The organism is Paracoccus sp. KKT209, from assembly GCF_055635455.1.
The window spans coordinates 3,135,683-3,157,504 of the sequence record NZ_CM145758.1 but is presented as its reverse complement, the minus strand read 5'-3'; the positions used below and the strand labels follow the sequence as shown (position 1 = coordinate 3,157,504).

Annotated in this window: 26 protein-coding genes; 9 read left to right on the top strand and 17 right to left on the bottom strand. The window is 70.2% G+C overall.

Annotated features, from left to right (window positions below; translation table 11 throughout):
• Positions 1–24: 24 nt before the first annotated feature.
• The gene (locus ACZ2G3_RS15640; RefSeq protein ID WP_470396903.1) at positions 25–1,389 is read right to left on the bottom strand and encodes an NCS1 family transporter; all 1,365 of its coding nucleotides are present in this window, start codon (positions 1,387–1,389) and stop codon (positions 25–27) included.
• A gap of 36 nt (positions 1,390–1,425) precedes the next feature.
• Entirely contained in the window at positions 1,426–2,124 is a 699-nt protein-coding gene (locus ACZ2G3_RS15635) for an aspartate/glutamate racemase family protein (RefSeq protein WP_470396902.1), read from the bottom strand.
• Positions 2,125–2,253: 129 nt separating this feature from the next.
• Between ACZ2G3_RS15635 and ACZ2G3_RS15630 the strand changes: the two genes are divergently transcribed.
• On the top strand, positions 2,254–2,931 hold the full coding sequence (locus tag ACZ2G3_RS15630; RefSeq protein ID WP_470396901.1) for a GntR family transcriptional regulator: 678 nt from the start codon (positions 2,254–2,256) through the stop codon (positions 2,929–2,931).
• Here the strand turns inward: ACZ2G3_RS15630 and ACZ2G3_RS15625 are convergent.
• The 8 genes from ACZ2G3_RS15625 to ACZ2G3_RS15590 form a co-directional block, all read right to left on the bottom strand.
• Positions 2,928–3,665, bottom strand: a complete 738-nt coding sequence (locus tag ACZ2G3_RS15625) for an ABC transporter permease (protein ID WP_470396900.1) — start codon at positions 3,663–3,665, stop codon at positions 2,928–2,930. The two genes, ACZ2G3_RS15630 and ACZ2G3_RS15625, sit on opposite strands and share 4 nt — an antisense overlap.
• Positions 3,662–4,597: an ABC transporter ATP-binding protein gene (locus tag ACZ2G3_RS15620; protein WP_470396899.1), complete on the bottom strand. Its 936-nt coding sequence runs from the start codon at positions 4,595–4,597 to the stop codon at positions 3,662–3,664. Before ACZ2G3_RS15620 ends, ACZ2G3_RS15625 begins: the two co-directional genes overlap by 4 nt.
• On the bottom strand, positions 4,594–5,748 hold the full coding sequence (locus tag ACZ2G3_RS15615) for an ABC transporter permease (protein ID WP_470396898.1): 1,155 nt from the start codon (positions 5,746–5,748) through the stop codon (positions 4,594–4,596). Before ACZ2G3_RS15615 ends, ACZ2G3_RS15620 begins: the two co-directional genes overlap by 4 nt.
• On the bottom strand, positions 5,748–6,662 hold the full coding sequence (gene osmF, locus ACZ2G3_RS15610; protein ID WP_470396897.1) for a glycine betaine ABC transporter substrate-binding protein OsmF: 915 nt from the start codon (positions 6,660–6,662) through the stop codon (positions 5,748–5,750). The genes ACZ2G3_RS15615 and osmF overlap by 1 nt, the downstream gene beginning before the upstream one ends.
• A gap of 136 nt (positions 6,663–6,798) precedes the next feature.
• The gene (locus ACZ2G3_RS15605; protein WP_419268412.1) at positions 6,799–7,377 is read right to left on the bottom strand and encodes a DUF1190 domain-containing protein; all 579 of its coding nucleotides are present in this window, start codon (positions 7,375–7,377) and stop codon (positions 6,799–6,801) included.
• Between the two features lie 20 nt (positions 7,378–7,397).
• On the bottom strand, positions 7,398–8,624 hold the full coding sequence (locus tag ACZ2G3_RS15600; RefSeq protein ID WP_470396896.1) for a glutathionylspermidine synthase family protein: 1,227 nt from the start codon (positions 8,622–8,624) through the stop codon (positions 7,398–7,400).
• A gap of 71 nt (positions 8,625–8,695) precedes the next feature.
• A complete protein-coding gene (locus tag ACZ2G3_RS15595) occupies positions 8,696–9,817 on the bottom strand; it encodes an N-acetylglucosamine-6-phosphate deacetylase (protein ID WP_470396895.1) in 1,122 nt (373 codons plus the stop codon).
• Positions 9,814–10,650: a glucosamine kinase nucleotide-binding domain-containing protein gene (locus ACZ2G3_RS15590; protein ID WP_470396894.1), complete on the bottom strand. Its 837-nt coding sequence runs from the start codon at positions 10,648–10,650 to the stop codon at positions 9,814–9,816. The genes ACZ2G3_RS15595 and ACZ2G3_RS15590 overlap by 4 nt, the downstream gene beginning before the upstream one ends.
• Before the next feature lie 117 nt (positions 10,651–10,767).
• Here ACZ2G3_RS15590 and ACZ2G3_RS15585 point away from each other — a divergent pair, with 117 nt between their 5' ends.
• A complete protein-coding gene (locus tag ACZ2G3_RS15585) occupies positions 10,768–11,346 on the top strand; it encodes an ImuA family protein (protein ID WP_470396893.1) in 579 nt (192 codons plus the stop codon).
• Here the strand turns inward: ACZ2G3_RS15585 and ACZ2G3_RS15580 are convergent.
• A complete protein-coding gene (locus ACZ2G3_RS15580; protein WP_470396892.1) occupies positions 11,343–11,636 on the bottom strand; it encodes a DUF2218 domain-containing protein in 294 nt (97 codons plus the stop codon). The two genes, ACZ2G3_RS15585 and ACZ2G3_RS15580, sit on opposite strands and share 4 nt — an antisense overlap.
• 189 nt (positions 11,637–11,825) lie before the next feature.
• On the opposite strand from ACZ2G3_RS15580, the gene ACZ2G3_RS15575 reads away from it, so the two are divergent.
• From ACZ2G3_RS15575 to ACZ2G3_RS15560, 4 genes are read left to right on the top strand one after another with little or no spacing between them, the layout of a single operon-like run.
• Positions 11,826–12,731, top strand: coding sequence for a siderophore ABC transporter substrate-binding protein (locus ACZ2G3_RS15575; RefSeq protein WP_470396891.1), 906 nt, complete (start codon positions 11,826–11,828; stop codon positions 12,729–12,731).
• Positions 12,731–13,684 carry an ABC transporter permease gene (locus tag ACZ2G3_RS15570; RefSeq protein ID WP_470396890.1) on the top strand — a complete coding sequence of 318 codons (954 nt, stop codon included), beginning with the start codon at positions 12,731–12,733 and terminating at the stop codon, positions 13,682–13,684. Before ACZ2G3_RS15575 ends, ACZ2G3_RS15570 begins: the two co-directional genes overlap by 1 nt.
• Entirely contained in the window at positions 13,677–14,633 is a 957-nt protein-coding gene (locus ACZ2G3_RS15565) for an iron chelate uptake ABC transporter family permease subunit (protein ID WP_470396889.1), read from the top strand. Before ACZ2G3_RS15570 ends, ACZ2G3_RS15565 begins: the two co-directional genes overlap by 8 nt.
• Positions 14,630–15,388, top strand: coding sequence for an iron ABC transporter ATP-binding protein (locus ACZ2G3_RS15560; protein WP_470396888.1), 759 nt, complete (start codon positions 14,630–14,632; stop codon positions 15,386–15,388). Before ACZ2G3_RS15565 ends, ACZ2G3_RS15560 begins: the two co-directional genes overlap by 4 nt.
• A gap of 16 nt (positions 15,389–15,404) precedes the next feature.
• Here ACZ2G3_RS15560 and ACZ2G3_RS15555 read toward each other — a convergent pair whose 3' ends face one another.
• From ACZ2G3_RS15555 to ACZ2G3_RS15535, 5 genes are read right to left on the bottom strand one after another with little or no spacing between them, the layout of a single operon-like run.
• Positions 15,405–16,322: an energy transducer TonB family protein gene (locus ACZ2G3_RS15555; RefSeq protein ID WP_470396887.1), complete on the bottom strand. Its 918-nt coding sequence runs from the start codon at positions 16,320–16,322 to the stop codon at positions 15,405–15,407.
• A 4-nt stretch (positions 16,323–16,326) separates the two neighbouring features.
• Positions 16,327–16,707 carry a biopolymer transporter ExbD gene (locus ACZ2G3_RS15550; protein ID WP_470396886.1) on the bottom strand — a complete coding sequence of 127 codons (381 nt, stop codon included), beginning with the start codon at positions 16,705–16,707 and terminating at the stop codon, positions 16,327–16,329.
• Between the two features lie 4 nt (positions 16,708–16,711).
• Positions 16,712–17,122 (bottom strand): ExbD/TolR family protein, encoded by a 411-nt coding sequence (locus tag ACZ2G3_RS15545; protein WP_470396885.1) that lies wholly within the window; start codon positions 17,120–17,122, stop codon positions 16,712–16,714.
• A complete protein-coding gene (locus tag ACZ2G3_RS15540) occupies positions 17,119–17,805 on the bottom strand; it encodes a MotA/TolQ/ExbB proton channel family protein (RefSeq protein WP_470396884.1) in 687 nt (228 codons plus the stop codon). The genes ACZ2G3_RS15545 and ACZ2G3_RS15540 overlap by 4 nt, the downstream gene beginning before the upstream one ends.
• Entirely contained in the window at positions 17,798–18,847 is a 1,050-nt protein-coding gene (locus tag ACZ2G3_RS15535) for a siderophore-interacting protein (protein WP_470396883.1), read from the bottom strand. Before ACZ2G3_RS15535 ends, ACZ2G3_RS15540 begins: the two co-directional genes overlap by 8 nt.
• 293 nt (positions 18,848–19,140) lie before the next feature.
• Between ACZ2G3_RS15535 and mobA the strand changes: the two genes are divergently transcribed.
• The 3 genes from mobA (at position 19,141) to ACZ2G3_RS15520 (ending at position 20,604) form a co-directional block, all read left to right on the top strand.
• On the top strand, positions 19,141–19,746 hold the full coding sequence (gene mobA / locus ACZ2G3_RS15530; protein WP_470396882.1) for a molybdenum cofactor guanylyltransferase MobA: 606 nt from the start codon (positions 19,141–19,143) through the stop codon (positions 19,744–19,746).
• Positions 19,733–20,266, top strand: a complete 534-nt coding sequence (locus ACZ2G3_RS15525) for a hypothetical protein (protein ID WP_470396881.1) — start codon at positions 19,733–19,735, stop codon at positions 20,264–20,266. Before mobA ends, ACZ2G3_RS15525 begins: the two co-directional genes overlap by 14 nt.
• Before the next feature lie 83 nt (positions 20,267–20,349).
• Positions 20,350–20,604 (top strand): hypothetical protein, encoded by a 255-nt coding sequence (locus ACZ2G3_RS15520; RefSeq protein WP_470396880.1) that lies wholly within the window; start codon positions 20,350–20,352, stop codon positions 20,602–20,604.
• Here ACZ2G3_RS15520 and ACZ2G3_RS15515 read toward each other — a convergent pair.
• Positions 20,601–21,626, bottom strand: coding sequence for a LacI family DNA-binding transcriptional regulator (locus ACZ2G3_RS15515; RefSeq protein WP_470396879.1), 1,026 nt, complete (start codon positions 21,624–21,626; stop codon positions 20,601–20,603). The two genes, ACZ2G3_RS15520 and ACZ2G3_RS15515, sit on opposite strands and share 4 nt — an antisense overlap.
• Positions 21,627–21,822: the final 196 nt, after the last annotated feature.

The following is a 21,822-nucleotide window of genomic DNA, read 5'->3' as shown; positions in this document are numbered from 1 at the left end:
CCTTCCTGGTGCCGTCACCCGGGTTCAGTCGCGGAAGCGGCGGGCCGAGGGCAGAACCTGCATCAGCAGGTAATAGCTGAGGCCCGCCGGGATCAGGCTGGCGTACCAGCTGACCCCTGAAAAGATCAGCGCCACGACGACACCCACCGCAGTGGCGATCACCGCAGCGGGGTTGATGCCGCGATAGGGACCGGTGGCATCATAGAGCTTGTCCAGGTCCAGCGTCTGGCGGCGGATCACGTAGTAATCCACCACCAGGATCGCGAAGATCGGTCCCAGGAAGGCGCTGTAGGTCTGGATGAACAGCCCCAGCCCCGCCGCCGATTCATCGCGCACCAGCAGCCAGGGGAAGGTCGCGAACGCCAGCAGGCCCACGATCACCGCCGCCGACCGGAAGGACAGCTTGAAGACGTCCATCATCGCATAGGCAGGCGGCACGACATTGTTGAGGATGTTCGTCGTCACCTGCGCGAACGCGATGAACAGCAGCGTCACGACCAGCAGGACCTTGTTGTCGACGGCGCTGGCAAAGACGCGGATCGGATCGACCTCTCCGGTCGCGCTGGAGACCATCAGGCCGATCAGCCCCATGAACAGCGTCGCCGGCAGGATCGAGTTGGCATAGATCGCCACCTGCCGTCCCGGGCCGACCCTGTGCTGCAATTCGCGCGAATAGTCGGACACGTTCAGCATCATTGTCGAATAGACGCCCAGGAACAGCATCGTGGCCCCCCAGAAGGGCGCGCCCCAGGTGCCCTCGGCCTGGATCAGGTTGGTGCTGATCTGGTCGCCGTAACGGCTGATCACAGAAAAGAACATGTAGACCAGCGCGCCGATGATGAAGACCGCGCCGATGTTCTCCAGCCACTTGATGCCGTGAAAGCCCAGCACCGACAGGCCGATCTGCAGGAACTGGAAGCCGATGAAGAAGACCCAGATGTTGGAATAGCCGAACATGGTTTCCGCGACCAAGTTTAGCGCCCCCGCGCCGATCCAGCTCTGGAACCCGTACCACACGATCGCCGGGACCGAGCGCACCAGCGCCGGCAGCCGCGTGCCCGAAAACCCGTAGGCGGATCGCGCCTGCACCATGAAGGGGATGCCGTATTTATGGCCCGCGCGGCCGTTGATCATCAGCGCCACGCCGATCACCGTGCAGCCGATGGCGATGGCCAGCACGGTCTGGATCAGGTTCAGCGTGCCCACCAGTCCCGACCCGACCGTGAAGGTGCCGATGCTGACGCAGCCGCCCAGCCAGGCGAACAGGTAGGACCAGGGGTCCATGATGCGCACCTGCTGCGGGGCCAGCGATTCCTCTCCGAACTTCTTGTCATCCGCGCTCTGCGCCGCAAGCGGCGCGTGGTCCGCGGCCATTCCCGTATGGGTCATGTGTCAGACTCCCTGTCTGAGATGTGGCGGTTTTTCTTATTTTTGGATCGGCTGCGCATAGGCGCCGATCTTGGAGGTCCTCAGCCCGGCGCCCACCAGCGCCTCGGCGAATTTCGTGGCAACGGTCACGCCGTCGATGACCGGGATGCCGGTCTCCTCGCTCAGCCATTCGGTCAGGTCCGACATGCCGGCACAGCCGAGGACGACGGCCTCGCAACGGTCCTCCTCGATGGCGCGCAGGATCTCGGCCCGGACCAGTTGGCGGGCGTTCGAGCCGGGCTCCTCCAGCGCCAGAACCGGAATCGCGGCCGAACGCACCCTGCGGCACTGATGGTCGAGGCCGTATTTGCGCACCAGTTCCTCGATCACGGGGACAGATCGCGGCAGCGTCGTGACGATTGAAAACGACGTGGCGATCATGCTCGCGGCCTTTACGCCCGCCTCGCAGATGCCAAGCACCGGTCCGGTTGCCACCTCGCGGCAGGCGCCGATGGCCGGGTCGTCGAAACAGGCGACGACGATGGCATCCGCGCCCTGGGCCTCGGCCTGCTGCACCTCGCGCAGCAGGTGGGCGGCGGACATGACCTCGTCGTAATGGCCCTCGATGCTGGCGGGGGCGCCATGGGCGGTGCGGCCTTCGACCTCGACGCCGTGGGCGGCCACCGCGCGGGCCGAGGCGATGATCTTGTCGGTCATCGTCTGCGTGGAATTGGGGTTGATGACGACCAGTTTCATCAGTCTCTCCGTTCCTTGAGTCGGAACTTTGTTACCACTGATTGTTAACAATCCATAACCTTTATTTCCTGCCCATTCCTTGGGCGAAACAATGTTGCGGCGGCTTTCGGAAGATGCAATTTGGAAGGTATGGAAAAGCCCTTAGAAACGCTCATCGTCGACAGCATCCTGGACGCCATCGCCGACCAGCGGCTGCAGGCGGGGACCAAGCTGGGCGAACAGGCGCTGTCCGATCTTTTCGCCTGCAACCGGGTGCATGTGCGCCGGGCGCTGTCGATGCTGACGGCTTGGCAGGTGGTGGATCACCTGCCAAACCGGGGCGCCTATGTTGCCACCCCGACGCCCCAGGATGCGCGCGACGTCTTTCAGGCCCGCCGCGCGATCGAGACGACTATCTGCCGCAATGTCGTCCGCCTGGCCTCGGACCAGGACATCGCGGCACTGCACCAGCACCTGGCGCAGGAGGATGCGGCGCGGGGGCAGGACAACCGCCCGACCAAGATCCGCCTGTCGCGCGGCTTTCACACGCTGCTGGCGCGGATCGGCGGCAATCCGGTCCTGGCGCGCTATCTGGACGAGCTGACGATGCGCAGTTCGCTGATCATCGGGCTTTACGCGACGGGGCCCGGGACGCTCTGTGCCGAGGACGAGCATGCCCGCATCGTCGCCGCTATCGAGGCGCGGGACGAGGCGCAGGCACTGGCGCTGCTGGACCAGCATCTGCGCCATATCGAGGCCGGCATCCGGTTCGACGACAAGCCTCCGTTGTCGGGGACGCTGTCCAAGGTGCTGGGACCGCGCTTCTAGCGGTTCAGGCCCACGCGTCGGGCGGCCGTCCGCTCCAGCATCTGGAAGCCTTCGTGGATCAGCACCGCGATGATGCCCACGACCATGCCGCCCTGCAGCACGAAGGCGGTGTTCGACGACAGAAGGCCCGCGATGATGACCTCGCCCAAGGTGCGGGCCGCCACGGTCGAGCCGATGGTGGCCGTACCAAGCGAGATCACCGCCGTCAGCCGCATGCCCGTCAGGATCACCGGCAGCGCCAGCGGCAGATCGACCTGCCACAGCCGCTGCCACGGGGTCAGGCCCATGCCGCGCGCAGCCTCGGCCACGTTCGGGGGCTGGCCGGTCAGGCCCGCCAGCGTGTTCTCGAACACCGGCAGCAGCCCATAGAGGAACAGCGCGACCAGGGTGGGCCCCGCACCGAAGCCCATGATCGGCACCGCCAGCGCCAGCACGGCGACAGGCGGAAAGGTCTGCCCGACCGAGGTGACGGTACGTGCCAGCGGCAGGAACTCGCGTCCGGCGGGCCGGGTGACCAGCACCGCCAGCACCAGCGCCACCGCGGTCGAGGCCGCCACCGCCAGCCCCACCAGCACCAGATGCGACAGCGTCAGCGACAGCAGCGAGGTCTGGGTATAGATGGCTGGCGCGTTGTTGCGGGTCACGGGCTGGAACAGCCAGGCAAAGCTGTCCGGACTGGCCAGAAAGACCAGCAGGAACAGCCCGGCCGCCGCCAGCAGGACCCGTCCGGTCATTCGGCGGCCCGGGCCAGGGGTGCGGCCTGCGCCCGCAGCGCGGCCAGCGTCACGACGCCGCCGCCTTCCAGGGGCAGGGCGTCGCGGCCGCTCCACAGGCATTCGGCCAGGGCGTCGCGCAGGCTGGCCTCGCGCGCGATGGGCAGGCCCTCAGCCTGGCCCTCGGTGGCGATGGCATGGGCGGGGGTCAGCGACAGCAGGTGAAAGGGCCGCTGGTCCAGCCCGATCAGGTCACGGACGAAGGGCGTGGCGGGGGCGGTCAGGATCTCGGCCGGCGGGGCGTACTGGACCAGCCGTCCCTTGTCCATGACCGCGATCCGGTCGCCCAGGGACACGGCCTCCTCCATGTCATGGGTGACCAGGATCAGCGTCGTTCCCAGCTGCCGCTGGATCTGGCGCAGGTCGTCCTGGGCCTTGGCACGGATCACCGGGTCCAGTGCGCCAAAGGGCTCGTCCATCAACAGCAGGTCCGGCTTGGCGGCCAGCGCCCGCGCGACGCCCACCCGCTGCTGCTGGCCCCCCGACAGCTCGTGCGGCATGCGGTCGCGAAAGGCGTCGGGGTCCAGCTGGAACAGCGACAGCAGCTCGTCCACGCGTTCGCGGATCTGCCCGGCGGTCCAGCCCAGCAGCCGGGGCACGGTGGCGATGTTCTGGCCGACGGTGCGGTGGGGGAACAGCCCGTGGCCCTGAATCGCATAGCCGATGCGGCGGCGCAGCAGGTAGCCGGGCAGCGCATGCGTGTCCTGCCCGTCGATCAACACCTGGCCGCTGGTCGGTTCCACCAGCCGGTTGATCATGCGCAGCAGCGTGGTCTTGCCCGAGCCCGAGGTCCCGACCAGCGCCGCGATCTGGCCGCGTTCGACCGTCAGGCTGACATTGTCCACCGCCGCCGTGCCGTCATATATCTTTGTCAGATTGCGGATCTCGATCATGGGCGGTCTCCTTTCGGGCGGCGCGAGGCGGCCTCGACCAGCAGGTCCATGGCGATGCCCGCAACCAGGGCCAGCGCGATGGTGGGCAGGGCCCCCAGAAGAACCAGATCCATGGCCGTCTGGTTCAACCCCTGAAAGACAAAGGTGCCAAAGCCGCCGCCGCCGATCAAGCCGGCGATCACCGCCAGCCCGATGTTCTGGACCAGCACGATTCGCACCGCCGCCAGCAGCACCGGCAGCGCCAGCGGCACCAGCACCTGCGCCAGAACCTGGACGCGGGTCAGGCCGAGGCCCGTCGCGGCCTCCTGCGTGGTAGGGCTGACGCCCATGAGGCCGGTCAGCGTGTTCGACACGACCGGCAGCAGCGAATAGAGAAACAGCGCCACCAATGCGGGAAAGACGCCGATGCCCGACACGCCGGCCTGCGCGGCCCCCGGGACGGTGGCCGCGATCCAGCCGAAGATCGGGATCATGATGCCGAACAGCGCCAGCGACGGGATCGTCTGCAGCACGTTCAGGACAGACAGGACCGGGCGCCGCAGCGCGGGCGACTGGTGGATGCCGACGCCGAGCGGCAGGCCCACCGCCAGCGCCAGCCCAAGCGAGCCGAAGGCCAACAGCAGATGCGCCTGCGCCTCGCGCAGAAAGCTGTCCCGTCGCACCGCGTATTCGCGCATCACCGACACGCCCTCCAGCGCGCCCGAGGCCAGCAGCCCCACGACCAGCGCCAAGGCCCCGCCCAGCAGCATCCAGCGCAGGATCAGCGAGGGACGCAGCCGCGCCAGCGCATCGGCCAGCATCAGGGCAAAACCCAGCAGCAGCAGCCAGAAGCCGGTGGCGGGGGCGACGCGCGCCAAGGTATTGTCAGGGGGCGTCAGATAGGTCGCGGCGGCGCCAAGCGACAGCAGAACCGCCACCACAGCCGCCAACGCCAAGACCAGGCGCAATGACGCGCGCCAATGCAGGCAACCGGCCAGCAGGATCGCCGCCAGGGCCGCCGTCAACGGCCAACCCGCAGGCAGGGCGCCGGCAAGCGTGATCCCTTCGCCCGGAACGATGCGGTTCGGCTTGAACTGCACCAGCGGCAGGACCAGACCCGCCAGCCCGATCAGGGCAAACAGCAGGCCGGGCCGGTCCAGCCGGGCGGTCATCAGTCGAGGAAACCGGCGGTCGTCAGAAAGTCGCGGGCCACGGCATCGGCGGGTTCGCCGCCGACCTGGATGCGGCCGTTCAGCTCCTGCAGGGTTTCCAGGTCAAGCGCCTGGAAGATCGGGGCCAGGACTTCGCGAATCTGGGGATGCGCCTCAAGGACCTCGGCCCGGACGATGGGGGCGGGCTGATAGACGGGCTGCACCCCCTTGTCATCCTCCATCACCACCAGGCCGGCGGGCGCAATGCCGCCATCGGTGCCATAGACCATGGCCGCGTTCACGCCCGAGGTCTGCTGCGCCGCCGCCGCGATCGTGGCCGCCGTGTCGCCGCCAGACAGCTGCACCAGCTGGTCGGGGCTCATGGCAAAGCCATAGGCCTCCTGAAAGGCGGGCAGGGCGGCGGCGGAGGTCACGAACTCGGTCGAGGCGGCCAGCTTGATGTCACCGCCCCCCGCGATCCATTCGCCCATCTCGCTCATCGTGGTCAGGTCGTTTTCCTGCGCCAGGTCCTGGCGCAGCGCGATGGCCCAGGTGTTGTTGGCCGGCGAAGGCTGCAGCCAGACGATGTCGTTCTGTTCCAGGTCCAGCTCGGCGACGCGGGCCAGTCCCGCCTCGGCGTCCTTCCAGACGTCGCTGTCGGCCTCGTTGAAGAAGAAGGCGCCGTTGGCGGTGTATTCGGGATAGATGTCGATCTGCCCCGAGGTGATCGCGTCGCGCATGATCGGCGTGCCGCCCAGCTGCAGGCGGTTCTGCACCGGCAGCCCGGCGTCCTCCAGCGCCATCAGGATGACATTGCCCAAAAGCCCCCCTTCGGTGTCGATCTTGGACGACACCGTGATGTCCTGTGCGGACGCGGCAGCAACGCCCAAGCCCAGGAACGCGGCTGCGGCAACAAGGGGGGTGATGGATGTCATGAAGGGTCTCTCCTGTCGCGGCGCGGAATGCGGCATGTTCGTGCGACCGGCGGCAAGGGCCGGCGCAATCCCGTAATGTCCGGATCGGGCAAAAGGTTCCCGAAGATGTTGCTGCCCCGTCGGGGGCGACGCAGCTTCAGCCGCCAAATCCGCTGCGGCTGCCGCCGAACCCCCCGCGAGAGGTCGCGGTGGCCCGCGTCATCGGCGCGCGGCCGGCGGTGGCGGCGGGGCGGGCAAAGTTCTGGCTGGCCATCTGGGCGCGCCCGGCATTGCTGCCGAAATTGGTGGTGCCGGTGGCATTGGTGAAGCCGCCCTGGGCATTGCGGTACATCGGCTGCGAGGCGGCCATGCCTCCGCCGGCGCGGCCCAGCATGTTGCCGATCAGATAGCCCGCCAGCAGCGGCATGAAGATGCCGCCCGAGCCGCCATTGCTGACCTGCTGTTCCTCGGAGCCGCAATTGCCCTCGCCGTGCTGCTCTTCGCAGACGGCCAGGCTGTCATAGCGGGGCGCGGCTTCGACATGCAGCTGTTCGGCCTCGGCAAAGGCCTGGTCGCATTCGGCCGGGGTGAACAGCCCGCCTTCGGTCGCGGCGGCCTGGCAGCTGGCCAGATCGGGAAAGGCCTGCGCCTCGACCTGTTCCTCGCGGCAGCCGGCGACGGTGAAGGCGGCGGCGCCGAGGATCGTCAGCGCGACGGTTCTGGAACGTTTTCTCATGCTCTCCTCCTTGGCACGGATCACTCCGCGATGAAATGCGGCTTGAAGCGCGACAGGTCCTGGGTGATGCGGCCGCGATCCTCGCGCAGGCCGATCCCCGCGCAGGACCGGCCCACGATCCAGGCGCCGACCACGGGCCGGAAGCCGTCGAACTCGGGCAGCCCGTGATAGGCCTGCACGATACGGGGATGATGGTCGTATTCTGTGTTGGGCGATGTTTCGGTCACCTCGCCGCCCTCGACGATGGCGACCGAGGCCCCCTCGCGCGAGAAGATCGGCTTGACTACATGGGCGGTGCGGAACTGACCCGCCACACGGTCGAAGGCCGCCGCGACCTCGGGCACGGCACGGCCCCCGCCGACCAGCGCATCGGCCACGTCATCGGCAAAGAAGGCCGGCAGCAGGTTCGGGTGGCCTGGGAACATGCGCCACAGCACCGGCAGCAGCCCCTTGTTCGACACGACGGCCTTCCATGCGGGCTCCAGGAACATGCAGCCCGACTTGGCGATATGGCGGGCGAAATCGTCCGCCAGAAGATCTTCCCAAGGGTACAGCTTGAACAGCGTGCCGATCACCCGGTCCTCGGCGTCCAGGAACTGCCCGTCCTTGCTGACGGCCAGCTTGTCCAGGTCGCTGTAATGCGCGCCCATCCCGGCCTCGCGCGCGGCCCAGGCCATCGATTCGACGGTGGCGTAATCCTCGGGGTTGTCGGCGACGGCGGTGAAATGGATGTCGGTGTTTTCAGGGAACAGTTCGCGGAAACGCTCGACCAGCGCCTCGTGGATGCCGTTGAACTGGTCGGCGCCCTGCGGCAGCACGCCCGCCTCCAACTGGTCCTCCAGCCACTGCCACTGAAATGCCGCGCTTTCATAGAGCGAGGTCGGCGTATCGGCGTTGTATTCCAGCAGCTTGGCCGGCCCCTTGCCGTCATAGGCCAGGTCCATGCGGCCATAGATCTCGGGCTCGTTGCGGGACCAGCTGTCGGCGATCAGGTCGAAATGGGCGGGCGGAATGCCCAGCTTGCCCATCAGCGCCTCGCTGGCGACGATCTCGTCCACGGCCTCGCGGGTCATGGCATGAAGGTCGGTGGCCGGGTCCTCGATATCGGTCTCGATCTGCTGCAACGTGAAGCGATAGGCCGAGGTTTCGTCCCAATAGGGCTCACCGTGCATATGGGCGAAGGTAAAGCCGACTTCGGCGGCCTTTTCGGCCAGATCGGGCCGCGGGGGGAGGGATATCTTCTGCATATCCCAGATGTAGGGGCTGCGCGGGGCAAGGACCAGTGCGTTTGCGCGGGTTTCGGACGCGGCAGGCCGCCTCAGTGCGGCGCCTGCCAACCGGTCCCGTCCCAGATGCCCCGCAGGGTCAGGTCCGCGTCCAGATGCACCAGATCGGCCGCGCGCCCCGACAGCAGCCGGCCCGTGGGCGCCCCCAGCAGGTCGGCGGGAATGCTGGTCGCCATGGCCAGGGCGCGGGCCGGTTCCGCCCCGGCCGCGACCACCGTCCGCATCGCCCGGTCCAGCCGCAGGTCCGCCCCGGCCAGGGTGCCGTCGGGCAGGGTCAGGCGCCCGTCGCGGCGCAGGATGCGGCGGCCCTGCAAATCGAACGCCTCCAGGTCGCTGCCCGCCACCGCCATGCAGTCGCTGACCAGGAACAGGCCCTTGGGCCGCGCCCGCAGCGCCACGGTCAGGGCGGCCGGGTCGACATGGATGCCATCGGCGATCAGCCCGGCATGGATCGTGCCCGCCAGCACCGTGCCCACCAGGCCCGGCTGGCGATGGCCCATCTGGCTCATGGCGTTGAAGAGATGCGTGGCGCAGCGCGCCCCGGCGGCAATGGCGTCCTGCGCCTGCGGGAGGGTGCAGTCGCTGTGCCCCAGGCTGACGATGACACCGGCGCGGGACAGGGCGGCGATCTGGTCGGGCGTCGCGGCGCCCGGTGCCAGCGTGACCATCAGCGCGGGCAGGCGGGCGGCGGCATCGACCAGCTGCGCCAGGTCATCCGCGGTCATCGGCCGGATCAGGGCCGGGTCATGGGCGCCTGCGCGGCGCGGGTCCAGATGCGGGCCTTCCAGGTGCAGGCCCAGAAATCCGGGGATGCAGGCGCGGGCGGCCTGGGCCCCGGCAGCCAGAACCTGCGCGGTCACCTGCGGCCGGTCGGTGATCAGGGTGGGCAGGACGCCGGCGCAACCCAGGCAGCGATGCGCGGCGCAGATGCGGGCCAGGGCGGCCGCGTCGGTTCCGGCGCCCACCATCAGCCCGCCGCCGCCATTCACCTGCAGATCGACAAAGCCCGGCGCGATGATGCCGGGCAGGGGGGGCAGATCGGCGGGGCGCGGGATCAGGTCCGCGATGCGGCCATCCTCGACCATCACGGCGCGGTCGCGGTGCAGGGTCTGGCCGTCAAAGACCTGATCCGCCGCCAGGACCTGCACGGTCATCGCGCGGCCCCTTCGCGCGCCAGGGCCAAGGCACCGTCCACGGCGCTGCCCTGTGCCGCCTGGATGGGCCAGTCGCGGGCCAGGCGGCCGGCGTAGAAGGGGCCAAGGCCCCCCAGGCACACCACCGGCAGGCGCTGGCCGGCCTGAAGAACGCCCACGGCTTCGGATATCTGGCCGACCGCCGCGTCCAGGATCCCGGTCGCGGCGGGGTCGTCGGACTGGATCAGGCGCGGGGCCAGGGCGGCGAACTGGGCCGGGCTGGCGCGGGTGCCAAAGGCGATGATCCCCTCGAACCCGCCGAAGTCGTCGCGGATCCGGGCCAGCAGCGGGCTGTCGGGGGCAAAGCCGTCGCCCGCGCGCATGGCCAGCGCCAGAAGGCTGCGGCCCAGGACGGCGCCGCTGCCCTCGTCCCCCATCAGGAAGCCGCGCCCGCCATATTGGCGCAGCACCCCGTCGCGCTGCACCGCCAGGACCGATCCGGTGCCCATGGCGACCAGGATGCCGTCGCCCGGCCCCAAGGCGCCGCGCGCGGCGGTGACGGCATCGTTGACGACCCTGCTGCGGGCAAAGGGCAGGCGGGCCTGCAATGCCGCCGCGGCCGCGGCCATGCCGCCCCCCGCCAGACCCAGCACCGCGACCAGGTTGGCCGGCTGCGCGCCGGCCTGCCGCATGGCGGCGGTCGCGGCGTCCATGATGCTGGCCTCGGCCCCCGCAGGGTCCGAATTGATGTTGGCGGGCCCACCCTCGCCCTGGCCCAGCAGGCGGCCCGCCCCATCTGCGATGGCCGCCCGGCAGCCGGTGCCGCCCCCGTCGATTCCCAGATAAAGCACCATCGCGCCTCCTTCGGCCGCACCCAACGCGACTGGCCGGGAAATGAAAAGCCCCGACGCGCGGCATCCCGTTTGCGCCAAAGCCATGTTCCTGTATTGTTCATGGTGAAAGGAGGCGCGATGGACCCCGACGACACCGACCCGTTCCGGCTGATCCCGGCCCGCATCCACGAGGTTCAGGGCCAGGGCCGCCATGTCTTCGCGATCTTTCAGGCGGCCCGCCACGGGGGCCCCGTCTTCTGGATCAGGCCCCTGCGCAGCCGCTGGATGCCTTATCCGCGCGGCTTGCCCAAGGGCCTGCCGGGCCGGCTGCACCTGGTCCGCACCCGGTCGGAAACCGATCTTCTGTGGTCGGCCGAGGAAACCCTGCGTGCCGCCCCCACCGGCTTTGTCCTGGCCGAGCCGGACCGGCCCCTGTCCCTGACCGCCGGGCGACGCCTGCAGCTGGCGGCCGAGGCGGGCGGCACGACCGGGCTGATGCTGATCCGCGAAGGGGCGGGATCAAACGCCACCGAAAGCCGCTGGCATTGCGCGCCGGTGCCCGCCCCGCAGCGCGGCATGGCCACGCAGCGGTGGACCCTGGTCAAGAACAAGCGCGGGCTGCTGGGCGACTGGCTGCTGGACTGGTGCCCCCATGACGCCCGGCCGCGCCTTCTGGATGCCGGGGAGATGCCGGGGGTGGTGCTGAACCGGCTCTAGGCTTGGACGGGCTGCGACCATTCCAGGGGGGCGGGATCCTCGCGATGGGCAAAGCGCAGCAGGTGGCGTTCGACGACGTCGCGCAGCGGCTCCATCGCCGCGGGGTCGGAAGCCTCCAGCACCAGGTGCAGGCCCTGCGGCGCGACGGCGACCCGCGCCACGCCCATCTCGAAATGCAGCGCCGCGCGGTCATCCGCGGTCGTCACCTCGATCTTGTTGGCGAAGTGCTTGGACAGGGTGGCCAGCAGCGCAGCACCGCGTGCGGTCGGGAAATCGGCGGTCATCTGCATGAAATCATTCCTTCTTGGAGTGCGCTTGCCCGTCGGCTAAAATGGCATACGTCTTTTGTCAAGAAATCCGCACCATTTTCCGACAAAAATACATGGCCATTCTTTACCTCCGCCTTGCCCCGCGCTATGCCCCGCCCCATGCCGCGGTCGGTCCCGCGATCCCGGTCGTCACGAGGAAAGGATTTTGCCATGCGCCGCATCGCGCTGTCCGGCCTGCTGGCCGCCGCTCTCTGGTCCCCCGCCGGGGCCGAGGAGGTCACGATCGCCACTGCCCAGGGGCCCGTCGCGCTGCAGTCCCCCCCGCAGACGGTGGCGGTCTATGACATGGCGGCGCTGGACACGCTGACGGCGCTTGGGGTGATGCCGGCGGGCACGATCGACAATGTCATGGTGCCGGCGCTGCGCGATGCGGTGATCGATGTGCCCCATGTCGGCACGCTGTTCGAACCCGACTTAGAGGCGCTGGCCAATCTGGGGCCCGACCTGGTGATCGTGGGCGGCCGTTCCGCCCCGCAGCTGCAGGCGGTCGCTCAGGTCGCGCCGGCCATCGACATGACGCTCGGCATCGACCTGCTGACGGATGCCCCCGCCCGGATCGAGGCCTATGGCACGCTGTTCGGCAAGAAGGCCGAGGCCGAGGCCCTGACGGCCGACCTGGAGGCCAGGCTGGCGGCGCTGCGTGCGGCGGCCGACGGGCAGGGAACCGCGCTGATCGTGCTGACCAACGGGCCCAAGATGTCGGCCTATGGCAAGGATTCGCGCTTTGGCTGGATCTTCGGGGCAGCTGGCCTGGCCGAGGCGGTCGAGGGGCTGGACCAGGCCACCCATGGCCAGGGCATCAGCCATGAATTCATCGCCGAGGCCAATCCCGACTGGCTGCTGGTCGTCGATCGCGGCGCGGCCATCGGCGAGGACGGGCAGGGCGCCGAGGCCACGCTGCGTTCCCGCCTGGTCGAGGGCACGACAGCCTGGCAAAAGGGCCAGGTGATCTATCTGGACCCGGCCGCCGCCTATATCTCGGCCGGCGGCTACGGCGCGATGACGACGCTGCTGGACCAGCTGACCAAGGCGCTGTCCGACGCCCCCGCCAGCTGATGCGCCCCTTGCCCGCCCTGTCATCGGCGCTTGTCGCGCTGATGCTGGCCAGCCTGACCGTCGGCGCCGCGCAAGTCGACCTGCGCGGCATCTTCCACCATCCGCAGGCGCTGCTGGTGCTGCTGGAATCGCGGGTCCCGCGCACGATGGCCGTGGCGCTGACCGGCGCGGCACTTTCGGTGGCGGGCGTGCTGATCCAGGCGCTGGTCCGCAACCGCTTTGTCGGCCCCGACACCTCGGGCACGGCCGAGGGCGCGGCGCTCGGCCTGCTGGCCGTCACCATCCTCTGGCCCGAAAGCCCGCTGTGGCTGCGCATGATCGCGGCCAGCCTGTCGGCCATGGCCACCACCGCGCTGTTCCTGGCCGTCATTCGCCGCCTGCCCGTGCGCGAGGTGATGCTGGTCCCCATCGCGGGGCTGGTCCTGTCGGGCGTGCTGGGCTCGGTCGTGACCTTCATCGGCTGGCAGAGCGACCTGATGCAATACGTGGGCACCTGGCTGTTCAGCGGCGAATTCTCGGGCGTCATCTCGGGGCGATACGAGCTGTTGTGGATCGCGGCGGGGGCGGCGGGGCTGGCCTGGTTCTCGGCCGACCGCTTCGCGATCCTGGGCCTGGGCGATCAGGTGGCGACCGGGCTGGGCCTCTCCACCGCTGCGGTGATGCGGCTGGGGCTGGGGGTGGTGTCGGTGGTGACCGCGATGGTTGTGACCACGGTGGGCATGATCCCCTTTGTCGGGCTGGTCGTGCCGAACCTGGTGGCGCGGATCATGGGCGACAACCTGCGCGCCTCGCTGCCGGTGGTGGCGCTGGCGGGGGCGGTGCTGGTCCTGGCGTGCGACCTGGTCGGGCGGCTGGTCATCCGCCCCTACGAACTGCCCGCCGGGCTGATCCTGGGGATCGTCGGCGCCGGGCTGTTCCTGTGGCTGCTGCATCGGCGGCCCGCCCATGGATAGGCGCGCGGCCCTGATGCTGGCCGGGCTGGCGGCGATCCTTGCCGGGCTGTCGGCGCTGTGGATGTGGCAGGGCCTGGGCGGGGGCAACCGTGGTTTCATCATCGGACTGCGGGCCGGCAAGCTGGCCGCGCTGGTGATCGTGGCGGTCTCGATCGGGGTGGCGACGATCCTGTTCCAGACGGTGGCCGCGAACCGGGTGCTGACGCCATCGATCATGGGCTTTGACGCGCTCTACGTGCTGCTGCAGACGCTGCTGGTCATGACCTTGGGCGGTTCGGGCTATGTGGGCCTTCCCGCGGGGACCAGGTTCCTGGCCGAGATCGGCGTGATGAGCGCGCTGGCCGCGCTGCTGTTCGGGACGCTGCTGCTGCGCGGGGGGCGTGACGTGCCGCGGATGATCCTAACCGGCGTGATCCTGGGCGTGCTGTTCCGGTCCCTATCGGGCTTTCTGGGCCGGGTGCTGGACCCGAATGAGTTTTCGGTCGTGCAGGCGGTCAGCTTTGCCAGCTTCAACCGGGTCGACGTGACGCTGCTGCCGATCGCGGCGGTGATGGCGGCGGTGGCGGTGGCGGCGGCGCTGCGCCTGTCGGCGCAACTGGACGTGCTGGCGTTGGGGCGCGATGCGGCCGTGTCGCTTGGGCTGCGCCATCGGGCGGTGGTGGTGGGGGTCCTGGCACTGGTGGCGGTGCTGGTGTCGGTGTCGACCGCGCTGGTGGGTCCGGTGGCCTTCTTCGGGCTGATCGTGGCGGGGCTGGCGCATGGGCTGATGCGCACCGCCTCCCATGCCGTGCTGCTGCCGGCGGCGGGGCTGCTGGCGGCGATCCTGCTGGTTGGCGGGCAGTGGCTGTTTGAACGCCAGCTGGGCCAGGCCGCCACCCTGTCGGTCGTCGTCGAATTCGCGGGCGGCCTGTTCTTTCTGTACCTGCTGCTGAGGGGGCGCATCCGATGATCCAGATCGACGGGGTCGGCCACGCGATCGGCGGGACGCCGATCCTGCACGACATCACCACGACCCTGCCCAAGGGCCGCCTGACCGCGCTGATCGGCCCGAACGGCGCGGGGAAATCGACGCTGCTGCGGCTGATCGGGCGGCTGGAGCCGCTGCAGCAGGGCCGCATCACCGTGGCGGGCCATGACGTGACCACCACGCCCACCGACAGGCTGGCGCAGGTCATGGCGATCCTGGGCCAGCAGACCGCCATCGCCAGCCGCTTGCGCCTGTCGGAACTGGTGGGTTTTGGCCGCTGGCCCCATCACAAGGGTCGCCCGGGCCCGCAGGACCGGGCGCTGGTCTGGCTGGCGCTCAAGGCGTTTTCGCTGACGGACCTGGCGGACCGCTTTCTGGACGAGGTGTCGGGCGGCCAGGCGCAGCGGGCGCATATCGCGATGGCCTGGGCGCAGGACACCGACTGGCTGCTGCTGGACGAGCCGCTGAACAACCTGGACATGGCCCATGCCCGGTCCCTGATGTCCCGGCTGCGCGGGCTGGTCGACCAGGGCGGGCGCAGCGTGGCGATGGTCGTCCACGAGATCAACTATGCCGCGGCCTGGGCCGACCACGTGATCGCGATGAAGGACGGGCGCGTGGTGGCCGAAGGTCCCCCCGACGCGGTCCTGACCGAGGATCTTCTGTCGCGGATCTATGAGACATCCATCCGGATCGGCCGGCATCAGGGCCGGCCGCTGGTCCTGCACCACGTCTGACGGCAGACAGGGGCCGCTAGCGGATCGTGAAGGGCTGCTGGAAGGTATAGCTGGGATCGGTCAGCGCCGCCGGCGCGGCCGGACAGCTGCGCACGCGCTGGATACCCCGCAGCACCTGCGCATCGACCCGCGCATCCCCCGTCCCGCCGGCCAGCGCCGCCCCCTGCACCCGCCCGTCGCGCCCGACCGAGATATTCACCGCGACCCGCCCGCCGCGACCGCCCGACACGCGCGACAGCTGCCGGGCAAGGCAGGTCTGGATCTGCGCGCTCCATTGCGCAAGGGCGCTGGCGCGGGTGGCGGCACTGGCCCCCCCACTGCCACCGCCTGGACGGTCTGCCTGTGCCTGGCCCCCCTGTCCAGCCGCCTGCGCGGGCGGGGCGGCGGGCTTAGCGGAGGAGGTCGCCTGACGCTGCGGCTCGGGCTTGCGCGCCTGCGGCTCGGGCGCGCGCCGCTTGGGGCGGGGGTCGGGGCGGGCCGAGGCCTCCAGCGTCAGCGCGGGTTCGGTCTCGATCTGCGGCGGGGCGAATTCCTGCAGGTCGGGCAGGTCCAGCTGCGCGGGCGCGATCCGGGGCGGCGGCGGGGGTTCGGGCAGGTTGGGGCGGGCAAGGTCCGGTGCGGGCGCAATCATCTGCGGCTGCGGGACCGGCGTGACCTGTGTCAGATCGTCGGGCTGCGGCTGCGGCTGCGGCTGCGGCTCGGGCATCGGCTCGGGTTCGGCCAGGTCGGCCATCTCCTCGACCTCGGGCGGGGTTTCCCAGTCCGAGACCATCGCTCGGATCTCCTCGCCGCCCGCGGCCAAGGCGGCGGGAGGGGCCTCGGCCACCGCGCCCTTCTGGACCTGGTCGGGCAGCAGGAAGGCCGCCGCCGAGACATGCAGCGCAGCCGCGATGGTGAAGAAGCCGGCGGTTTCCAGCGTGCGTCGCGTCATCATCGGATCAGCCCCCGCTGACGACAAGCTGCGCGCCCGCGTCGGTGATCTGGCGCAGGCGTTTCAGATGACCCGCCAGCCCCGCGGCCGGGGTGGCGGCATCGGCGCGGATCTCGACCGGGCCGGTGCCCTCGCGGGCTGCGATCCGCTCCCAGACCGCCGCGCCCCGCGCGTCGTTCCAGGCCAAATCGCCCTCGGCCGAGACATAAAGCACGTCGCGCGCTGCGGCGGGGGTGTCCGAGCGGCTGTCGGGCGGCGTCAGCGGAAAGGGCGTCGAGGGCGCGATCTGCGCCGTCAGCAGGAAGAAGATCAGCAGCAGGAAGACGACATTGATCATCGGGATGATCGATTCGCCGCGGGGCTTGCGGGGGGGCATGTCGATGCGCATGGGCCTATTCGATCAGGATGAGGTTGGTGACGCCGCCGTCGCGCAGCAGGTCCATGACGGTGACAAGCCGCTGCAGCGGCGCACCCTCACGCGGGCGCAGGATCACGGCGGCGCCGGCGTCGGGCAGAAGCTGCGCCACCTGGGCGGCCAGCTGCCCTTCGGACGCGGGCTGGCCGTTCACCAGGACCGCGTCGGGCGTCACGTCGACCAGGCGCGGCGCGCCTTGCCATTCGCTGCCGGCCCCCTCGGCGCCGCCTGCGATGGGCAAAACCGCATCGGTCCCGAAGCGCGAGGCCAGCATGAAGAAGATCAGCAGCAGAAAGACCACGTCGATCATCGGCGTCAGCGACATCCGCCGGGGATGGCGCGGCGGCCCCAGGTCAAAGCCGCCCTGGCCGCGGGCGCCGCTGCTCATTCCGCGGCCTCGACCAGTCGGGCGCGGGCGGCGGGACGGTCGCCGGACGTGACAAAGACGCGGGTCGCCAGATCCTCCAGATCGGCCTGCAGGCGGTCGGCGATGCTCTCGAACCAGGACAGCGCCACGCCGGCGGGAATGGCGACCGCCATGCCCGCCGCGGTGGTCAGCAGCGCCACCCAGATCCCCCCGGCCAGGTCCGACGGATCCGCCTGGTTGCCCGAATTCTGCAGCACCTGGAAGGCGGCGATCATCCCCAGGACGGTGCCCAGAAGGCCCAGGAGCGGCGCAATGGTCGCGATCAGTTCCAGCGCGCGCAGTCCCTCGCGCGAGCGGTAAAGGACCTGGCGCGCGACCCGCGCCGTTTCCTCGCGCGCGGCCTGGTCGTCAAAGCGCGGGTCCAGAGAGGTGCCGATGGCGGCCTGCGCCACCCGCGCGCGGGCCGAGGGGCGGCCGCGGACCTGCTGGATCGCCTCGTGGCGGCGGCCCTGGGTCCACAGCTCGATCGCCCGTCGTGAATGGCGCCCGCCCCAGACCCCCAGCCGCCACAGCGATCCGACCTTCCACAGCACCACCGCCAAGGTGATGACCGACAGGGCCGCGATCAGCCACATCGTCCAGCCGCCGTCGCGGATCATTGCGAACAGCGGCAGGGCCGCCAGCATGTTGCCAAGTTCAGTCATGGTCGGGTTCCTTGCGCGTGGCGGTCCAGTAGACCGCAAGATGGGGGTCGGGCGCGCCGGGCGCGGCACCGGCATCCAGCGCGGCCTTCAGCGGCGCCAGGGCGGATCGTTCGGTGGCAAACCACAGGGCCTGCGCCTCTGTCCCCTGGGCCGACAGCCGTGCGGCCAGCGCGGCCTCGCCCTGCGGCGCGTGCTGCAGGCCAAGGCCCGGATGCGCGGGCAGCGGATAATCGGCGGTTCGCCCGAACAGATGGCATTCGATCCGGGCCTGCGGGTCCTGCGCTGCAATGATACGCGCCAGGGCGGGATAGGCGGTCTCGTCCCCGCCGATCAGCAGGCGCGCGGCGCGGGGGATGCCGCCGCCCCCGGGACCGGTCAGGCCGATCGCCGCGCCTTGGGCTGCCTTGCAGGCGAAGGCCGCGACCCGGCCGCCCGGATGCAGGAAAACGTCGGCCTCCATCCAGCCGGCGGCTGCATCGATGGCGCGGACGGTATAGACCGGCCGGTGCAGCGCATCCTGGCCCTGCGGCCAGACCGTCTGGCCCCGCGCGCCGATCACCGGCCAGACTGGCGCCCGCCCCGCATCGGGCTGCAGGACCAGCCGGAAATGGATCAGCTGCCGCGAAAAGCGGTCCAGGTCCGGGGCCTCGATCCGCAGGCGCAGGAAATCGGCCGTCAGCCGGGTCACGCGGGACAGCCGCGCCAGGCTGAAGTTCGGCGGCGGCGCCCCTTCCCGGTCCAGCCGCGACCAGTCGGGCGCAAGTCCCGGAAAGGCCGCCGCCAAGTCCGCCGTCCAGCCGTCGCGCAGCACCTCCAGCCGGGCGCGGCTTTCGGCGCGGACATAGAGGATGCTGCCCAACGGACCCATCCGCGCGCCGAACTCTCCGTCCTCCAGCTTGCACCAGGCAGAGCGGCCGTGTCCGTTGTGCAGTTCCAGCCCGCGCTGCTGCGCCAGGTCGGCCACCAGCGCCGCCAGCCGGGGAAAGCCCAGTTCGGGGGCTGCGGCCTCGGTCTGGAAGGGGGGCAGGGGATCATGCCTCATAGGGGTCCCCGACTGCGAGGCCCGGCGCCTCCATATGCAGATAGGAGGGCCCGCTGTCCTGACCCCGTGCGGGGGCAGCAAGTGGTGTCGTTCCAAGAAGCACGGCGAAGACCGTCAGTTGTTGCGTATGGCCCGTTCCTCTGCACGCGAAAGGCGCTGGCAAGGGGGGTGTCCTGCGCCGCCTACGGAATCTGACTAAAGATGTCAAGAATAGCGTCCTGCTGCCCCCGCTGCTGCAGGGCGCGGCCGAGGCGCCCCTTGCGACGGCCGCGCCGCCGCGCCACAATCGGGCCATGACATTGCCCGCGATGATCCTGGCCGGAGGCCGCGCCACCCGGATGGGGGGTGCCGACAAGCCCCTGCTGATGCTGGGCGGCCGCCCCATCCTGTCGATCATCCTGGCGCGGCTGGCGCCCCAGGCCGGGCCGGTCGCGCTGAACGTGAATGGCGATGCGGCCCGCTATGGGGGCTTTGGCCTGCCCATCCGCGCCGACAGCCTGCCCGATCACCCCGGCCCGCTGGCCGGCATCCTGGCGGCACTGGATTGGGCGGCGGAGCTGGGCGCGCCGCATGTGCTGACGGTCGCGGGCGACACGCCGTCCTTCCCGGACGACCTGGCGCCCCGGCTGCTGGCGGCGCGCGGCCCCACCGGGCTGGCCCTGGCGGCCAGCGGCAGGCCGGACGATTCGCGCGACCATCCGACCTTTGGCCTCTGGCCCGTTGGGTTGCGCGACGACTTGGCCCTGACGCTGGGGCGCGGCGAGGGTCGCGTCCGCAGCTTTGCCGCGCGGCACCAGCCGGGGATCGCGGTCTGGGACGACCGGCCCTTCGACCCCTTCACCAACATCAACACCCCGGACGACCTGGCGCGGGCCGAGGCGCTGCTTGCCGCGCTTTGACCTGATCCTGATCCTCGATTGGTCGGCGGCAGACAGCCCCAGGCGCGGGGCCGATTCGATCTGGCTGGGCTCGGACCGGGACGCGGCCAGCAATCCCGACACCCGCAGGCGGGCCTGGAAGCAGCTGGGATGTGCCCTGTCGCGCGCGGGAAAACAGGGGCTGCGCGTGCTGGTGGGGGCGGATTTCGCCTTTGGCCATCCGGCCGGACTGGCGGCGGCGATCACCGGGCGCCCCGACGCGCTGGCGCTGTGGGATCACCTGGCCGGGCTGCACCAGGACGACGACCGCAACCGCAGCAACTATCGCGACCTGGCCGCCGCGATGAACCGTCAGCTGGGGCACCCCGTCTTCTGGGGCAACGGGCGCAAGGCGCAGATCCCCGACCTGCCGCGCCTGCGCCCGCCGCCCCATCCCGACCTGCCCGCGCATCGTGTAACCGAAACCGCACCGCCGGGCGGTGCCCCCCGAAATCGCCCTTTCAGCTGGCCGGGGCGGGCTGCGTCGGCGCCCAGAGCCTGACCGGCATCCCCTGGCTGAACCGGCTGCGCCAGCGTCCGGGCCGCGCCGTCTGGCCCTTCCAGCCCTGGGACCAGGCGCAGGTCGTGCTGGCCGAGGTCTATCCGTCGATGATCGCGCCCGAGCTGCGCGCGGCCCAGGGCTTTCCCTGCCGCGATGCCGCGCAGGTGACGGTGCTGGCGCAGGCGCTGCGGTATCTGGACGACCACGACCGGCTGGTGCCGATGCTGGCACCCGATCCGCGCATCACGGACCTGGCGGCCGAGGGGCAGATCCTGGGCTTTGGGCACGAGGTCGAGCTGCGCGCGGCCGCCCGCGCGGTGCTGCCCACCGGGCCCTAGCGCCGCGGCGGCGCGGTCGACCGACCGACGACCAGCTCGGCCTCCAGCAGCTCCTGCACCGGCGGGGCTTCGCCCCCTTCGATGCGGTCGATCAGCAGCGCCGCGCAGCGCTGTCCCGCCACCCGTACGGGGGAACGCATGCCGGTGAAGACCGGCACCGCCTCGCGGTTGGCGTAATAGGACAGGTCGTCGTCGAAACACAGCACCGACAGGTCAGCGCCCAGCACCATCTGCCGCTCCTCGGCGGCCTGCTGGACGCCGGCGGCGATCATCGTCGCCGCGCACAGGATCGCGGTCGGCGGCATCGCCCCCTCCAGCAGCCGCCGGGCATGGGCATAGCCATAGGCCGTCGTCATCTCGCCCGCGACCATGAGGCCCGGATCGGCCTCGACCCCCGCATCGCGCAGCGCCCGCAGATAGCCCTCGCGCCGGCGATGGGCAAAGTCCAGCCGCTCGTCCCCGTTCAGCAGCGCGATCCGGCGGTGGCCCAGTTGCAGCAGGAAGGCGGTCGCGCGTTCGAAGGCGCGCTGGTTGTTCACATCGACCCAGGAATAGGGCGCCTGATGGCCCGACACCCGGCCATGCACCACGAAGGGCAGGCCCATCTGCTGCAGCATGGCGGGGCGAGGGTCGTCATGGCCCGGAAACTGGACGATCACGCCGCCGACCAGCCCCTTGGATTTCAGCGCGCGATAGGCCTGCGCCTGGTCGTCATCCGCCACAAAGCTGAGGTTCAGGTCAAAGCGGCGGCGTGCGCATTCCTCGCCAACGCCGGCCAGGAAATCGGCATAGATCGGGTTCACGATCTCGTTCCGGCCGGTCATCGGGATCACGCAGCCGATCACGCTGGCGTGGCCGGTGGCCAGCGACCGGGCATGGGCATTGGGGCTGTAGCCGTGCTGCAGGGCGGCGGCGACCAGGCGGGCGCGGGTCTGTTCGTTCACCTCGGGATGGCCGTTCAGCGCGCGGCTGACGGTGGTGGGCGACATCCCCACCAGCTTGGCGAATTCCTTGAGCTTCATTCCTGCCCCTCCGGCGCGGCGCATTGTCGCGCAGGCCCCCGCGTGCCCTTCCATGCCGCGTCTGCGGCCGCATGGCAACCGGCCGGGCCTCACATCCGGCGGGCTTTGTCCGTTACTTCAAAATGACAATGCCAGTGGCGCAAGGGCGGCAACTTCTTCCCACGGCGCGCGTGTCTGGGCCAAACAGCAGGAGACA

Bases quoted from the DNA above. Each gene is read 5' to 3' on its own strand.
- ACZ2G3_RS15640 (WP_470396903.1), bottom strand. From the start codon at position 1,389: ATGACCCATACGGGAATGGCCGCGGACCACGCGCCGCTTGCGGCGCAG.
- ACZ2G3_RS15635 (WP_470396902.1), bottom strand. From the start codon at position 2,124: ATGAAACTGGTCGTCATCAACCCCAATTCCACGCAGACGATGACCGAC.
- ACZ2G3_RS15630 (WP_470396901.1), top strand. From the start codon at position 2,254: ATGGAAAAGCCCTTAGAAACGCTCATCGTCGACAGCATCCTGGACGCC.
- ACZ2G3_RS15625 (WP_470396900.1), bottom strand. From the start codon at position 3,665: ATGACCGGACGGGTCCTGCTGGCGGCGGCCGGGCTGTTCCTGCTGGTC.
- ACZ2G3_RS15620 (WP_470396899.1), bottom strand. From the start codon at position 4,597: ATGATCGAGATCCGCAATCTGACAAAGATATATGACGGCACGGCGGCG.
- ACZ2G3_RS15615 (WP_470396898.1), bottom strand. From the start codon at position 5,748: ATGACCGCCCGGCTGGACCGGCCCGGCCTGCTGTTTGCCCTGATCGGG.
- osmF (WP_470396897.1), bottom strand. From the start codon at position 6,662: ATGACATCCATCACCCCCCTTGTTGCCGCAGCCGCGTTCCTGGGCTTG.
- ACZ2G3_RS15605 (WP_419268412.1), bottom strand. From the start codon at position 7,377: ATGAGAAAACGTTCCAGAACCGTCGCGCTGACGATCCTCGGCGCCGCC.
- ACZ2G3_RS15600 (WP_470396896.1), bottom strand. From the start codon at position 8,624: ATGCAGAAGATATCCCTCCCCCCGCGGCCCGATCTGGCCGAAAAGGCC.
- ACZ2G3_RS15595 (WP_470396895.1), bottom strand. From the start codon at position 9,817: ATGACCGTGCAGGTCCTGGCGGCGGATCAGGTCTTTGACGGCCAGACC.
- ACZ2G3_RS15590 (WP_470396894.1), bottom strand. From the start codon at position 10,650: ATGGTGCTTTATCTGGGAATCGACGGGGGCGGCACCGGCTGCCGGGCG.
- ACZ2G3_RS15585 (WP_470396893.1), top strand. From the start codon at position 10,768: ATGGACCCCGACGACACCGACCCGTTCCGGCTGATCCCGGCCCGCATC.
- ACZ2G3_RS15580 (WP_470396892.1), bottom strand. From the start codon at position 11,636: ATGCAGATGACCGCCGATTTCCCGACCGCACGCGGTGCTGCGCTGCTG.
- ACZ2G3_RS15575 (WP_470396891.1), top strand. From the start codon at position 11,826: ATGCGCCGCATCGCGCTGTCCGGCCTGCTGGCCGCCGCTCTCTGGTCC.
- ACZ2G3_RS15570 (WP_470396890.1), top strand. From the start codon at position 12,731: ATGCGCCCCTTGCCCGCCCTGTCATCGGCGCTTGTCGCGCTGATGCTG.
- ACZ2G3_RS15565 (WP_470396889.1), top strand. From the start codon at position 13,677: ATGGATAGGCGCGCGGCCCTGATGCTGGCCGGGCTGGCGGCGATCCTT.
- ACZ2G3_RS15560 (WP_470396888.1), top strand. From the start codon at position 14,630: ATGATCCAGATCGACGGGGTCGGCCACGCGATCGGCGGGACGCCGATC.
- ACZ2G3_RS15555 (WP_470396887.1), bottom strand. From the start codon at position 16,322: ATGATGACGCGACGCACGCTGGAAACCGCCGGCTTCTTCACCATCGCG.
- ACZ2G3_RS15550 (WP_470396886.1), bottom strand. From the start codon at position 16,707: ATGCGCATCGACATGCCCCCCCGCAAGCCCCGCGGCGAATCGATCATC.
- ACZ2G3_RS15545 (WP_470396885.1), bottom strand. From the start codon at position 17,122: ATGAGCAGCGGCGCCCGCGGCCAGGGCGGCTTTGACCTGGGGCCGCCG.
- ACZ2G3_RS15540 (WP_470396884.1), bottom strand. From the start codon at position 17,805: ATGACTGAACTTGGCAACATGCTGGCGGCCCTGCCGCTGTTCGCAATG.
- ACZ2G3_RS15535 (WP_470396883.1), bottom strand. From the start codon at position 18,847: ATGAGGCATGATCCCCTGCCCCCCTTCCAGACCGAGGCCGCAGCCCCC.
- mobA (WP_470396882.1), top strand. From the start codon at position 19,141: ATGACATTGCCCGCGATGATCCTGGCCGGAGGCCGCGCCACCCGGATG.
- ACZ2G3_RS15515 (WP_470396879.1), bottom strand. From the start codon at position 21,626: ATGAAGCTCAAGGAATTCGCCAAGCTGGTGGGGATGTCGCCCACCACC.